The sequence below is a fragment of the Paucihalobacter sp. genome (assembly GCF_036825875.1).
Lineage (GTDB): Bacteria > Bacteroidota > Bacteroidia > Flavobacteriales > Flavobacteriaceae > Paucihalobacter.
This window is the reverse complement of sequence record NZ_DAISXK010000079.1, coordinates 1,672-5,013: the sequence shown is the minus strand read 5'-3', so window position 1 is coordinate 5,013 and position 3,342 is coordinate 1,672. Positions and strand designations below refer to the sequence as shown.

The window sequence follows — 3,342 nt, the reverse complement described above, 5'->3', positions numbered from 1 at the left end:
AAACGAGGCATACTCATTGCTGAAGTCCTTGTTTTATAAGTTAATAAAACAGCCGTTATATCTAAGCTGTCTTTATTTTTTAAAACATTTGGTTCAACCGATTTTATCTCGTGGTCATGATTATGATTATGGTCGTGGTCATTATCATCCTGTTTTTCATGTTCATGCTTATTTTTAGAAAGACCTTTAGACTCTTCAACTTGATTTAGATTTGCGTTTTGAACGTGGTTTTTTTCGTGAACTTCCCAGACGCTTTCTAAATTGGTAAGCACTAAATTATCTAATACTGAATTTGTATAGTCAAGAATTCCTACAACTTTGTAAACGTGTTCATCATGCACATGCGCACCTTCAACTTGACCATGACTTCCAACAAATGTATCGGCAAGTTTTAAACCTGTTGTTTCGGCAACTTTTGCACCAAGAACAGCTTGAAGAGAAGCTTGGAAAATCTTACCTTCTTTAAATTTAGCTTGGTATTTGTTTAAATACGCTTCTGTTGTTCCTAAAATACGATATCCTTGGTAACTATCGCCGTAAGCTAAAGGAATGGCTTCTTTAACCATTGGATTATTCATGATGTTTTTTGCCTCAGAAAAATTGATGTTTCCAGTTGGTGTATCTATATGGTAAACAGCCGACAAAACCAGTTGAAGCGGACTACCTTTAGCACCGACAACGAGGTCTATATTTTCTAAATCTCGATTAAATTTATGTTTTAATTGATGCTGTGACAAAATCAAAACAGACACGATACTTACCCCAAAGAGAAGCAAACAAATGCACAGCACACTGTTTAGTGGTTTATAAATGATATTTTTCCAAGCCATTTTAACCAGCATCGTCTTCGTTTTTAATCGATTTGATTTCAATATTTTGACTTACAGAATCATTTAAACGCTTGTCGTGTGTTACAATGATAAGTGTGGCTTGGTTGAGTTTAGCTTCTTGCTTAAGGAGATTTAAAACTGAATCACAATTTTTATCGTCTAAAGCACTTGTGGGCTCATCGGCTAAAATGAGTTGAGGTGAATTTATTACAGCTCTTGCTATACTAACTCTTTGTTGTTGACCTACGCTGAGTTGTTGAGGATTCTTATTTAACAAGTCGCTAATATTTAAACGCTCTGCAATACTTAATGCTTTAGATTTAGTACCTGCAAAAGGAGACAACAGCAGATTATCTAAAACAGACAATGACTTAATGAAATAAGATTGTTGAAAAACAATTCCTATATGCTGCCCTCTAAATCGGTCTATTTGAGAAGCATTTAAATCAGTTATTTTATGCTGTCCTATTTCGATTTCTCCTTGCAAGGGCGAGATAAGTCCTGCCAGTAAATGTAGTAAGGTTGTTTTTCCACAACCTGAATTTCCTTTAATCAAAACAGTAGCTTCATTTTCAGCTAAAATATCTGGAAACACCATTTTTAACGAATTAGGATATTGATAAGATAGACGAGTTGTTTTTAACATCGATTAAGATTGTAGTTTATTTCTTAAATCCCACTTTTACATTTTTTACAAAAACGATAATTTTTAATATGAGTAACTATTAAGCCTATGGAACCTAAATACATCAACCAAATTCCGTTTTCTAAGTGTAATTGTTCAGAAATAATTCCTAAAGAAAATATCAACCATGCCAACCACAATCCCCATTTAATGGTTTTATGATTGGTATGAACACTTGAATACCATACGGCCAAAAGGCTCAAAATCAGAAATACATAATCTAATGCGTGCCAAAAGTCACTTGCATGTTCATGGGCATCAACTGTAGTTTGAAGTAATGGCTTGGCAGCGAAAAGCAAAGGTGTTAAGGTGCAATGGATGGCACAAATTCCACTTATTGTAGCACCGAAAATATCTGATTGTTTTTGTTTAATAAGTGTTTTTGATTCTGACATCCGATTATCATTAAAATAACTTCAACATTAAGGATTTAGGTCGCCTCTAATCATCATTTGTAATACGACTAATCTCCCTACTATTTTCAGGTTTCGTTTGTTAGGGTTTTTAAACCTTCTAAAACAAATGAATATTAATGCAACTTAGTTGCAAATATAAAAAACCTTTTATATGGTAAGATGTTTTGATTAAAAATTATTAAACAAAAAGATTAAAACCTGAAACGATTCTTTATTTAAAAAAATTAAAACTTAAAGCTATTATTAAAAAGGGAAAACAAATACAAAAGTCATAAGCCTTATTGAAAGCGGCATTATTTAAACAATGAGCCTATTTATATATTTTAATAAACAATTTGTTCGTAATCAAAACTATTGTCAGTTTACCTTAATGTGAACAATATCACTATCAGCATTAGACTTAAGAACGCTTATTAAAACATTTTCATAGGAATATATATCTCCTTCGAGCATTGGCGCATCCTCCATCATTTTGCCATTATCAACTCCGGGTTTTATTTGAATTGGGCCGCTTCCGCCGGGTAAGGCTGTGTTGACCACATAAACCAAAGCACCCTCTTTCGGCATGTGTTTATCAAAACCTAGCTTCCTTCGGCTCTCCACTACCAACGCTGTTGTGCTGTCAATTGAAACAACCACAGCTTTTGTGCCGCCGGTTTTTTCAATAGCTTCAATTTCAACGGTGACTTCGCCGCTTTCATGGCAGTAGATTTGATCATCGTCAATCCAGCCAAGAACCCAACGTTCAAAAGCAAAATAGCCGGGTGCCTTTGCATCACAAACACCCATTAACCCCATTGTGCCAACGTACTTATTCCATTTTTCATTACCAAAATGATAGAGATCCGGTAGCCCAAAAGTGTGTCCCATTTCATGGGCTAACCAAATGCCTCCCCAATAGTTTAAATCATAACCCGAAGTTATTCCTGTTGAAATACTCGCGCCATCGGCTTTAATATGATAATCTGGATCGCGAGACTTAAATGTTGGACCCAGCGCTATCGCTTTGGCTTCAGGGTTTGATATAACTAAAACTGTATGTGTCTCGCTAAAATCAACTTTGTCATTAGCCAAATCAACAGCTTCTTGAATAAAATCTAAATGTGATTGACCTTTATAAATCCCTGCACCATAATGAGCTGAAGGTTTACTTAATCGCAACCATTCCATGTGAGGGTTTAAGTTTAATTCCATACGACCATAGGATATTTCCTCAAAAAAGTTGGGTACAATAGGATTGATGATTGCAAAAATACTGTCAACCAGTTTTGTTGCAGGCACATCATCAAAATCTACAAAAAGCACCATCATATTGAGTACACCGATGGAAGGCGCTAAATCTTCCACTTTAGGAAACCCAAGCGCAATAGAGCCTTCTACAACTCTTGGTAGTTTACAGTTGGCTTTTTCT

The 3,342-nt window shown here is 35.1% G+C and carries 4 protein-coding genes; all 4 read right to left on the bottom strand.

Features of this window, described 5'->3' with window-relative positions; all coding sequences use genetic code 11:
* Window positions 1-842 (bottom strand): ABC transporter permease (locus tag V7Z48_RS13375; RefSeq protein WP_334114119.1); only part of this gene is annotated, 842 nt, incomplete at its 3' end.
* Window positions 832-1,476, bottom strand: a complete 645-nt coding sequence (locus tag V7Z48_RS13370; RefSeq protein ID WP_334114118.1) for an ABC transporter ATP-binding protein — start codon at window positions 1,474-1,476, stop codon at window positions 832-834. The genes V7Z48_RS13370 and V7Z48_RS13375, both read right to left, overlap by 11 nt.
* A 23-nt stretch (window positions 1,477-1,499) precedes the next feature.
* Window positions 1,500-1,910, bottom strand: coding sequence for a MerC domain-containing protein (locus tag V7Z48_RS13365; protein ID WP_334114117.1), 411 nt, complete (start codon window positions 1,908-1,910; stop codon window positions 1,500-1,502).
* Window positions 1,911-2,288: 378 nt separating this feature from the next.
* A partial coding sequence (locus V7Z48_RS13360; protein WP_334114116.1) for a hypothetical protein occupies window positions 2,289-3,342 on the bottom strand: 1,054 nt, incomplete at its 5' end.

Bases quoted from the DNA above. Each gene is read 5' to 3' on its own strand.
- V7Z48_RS13370 (WP_334114118.1), bottom strand. From the start codon at position 1,476: ATGTTAAAAACAACTCGTCTATCTTATCAATATCCTAATTCGTTAAAA.
- V7Z48_RS13365 (WP_334114117.1), bottom strand. From the start codon at position 1,910: ATGTCAGAATCAAAAACACTTATTAAACAAAAACAATCAGATATTTTC.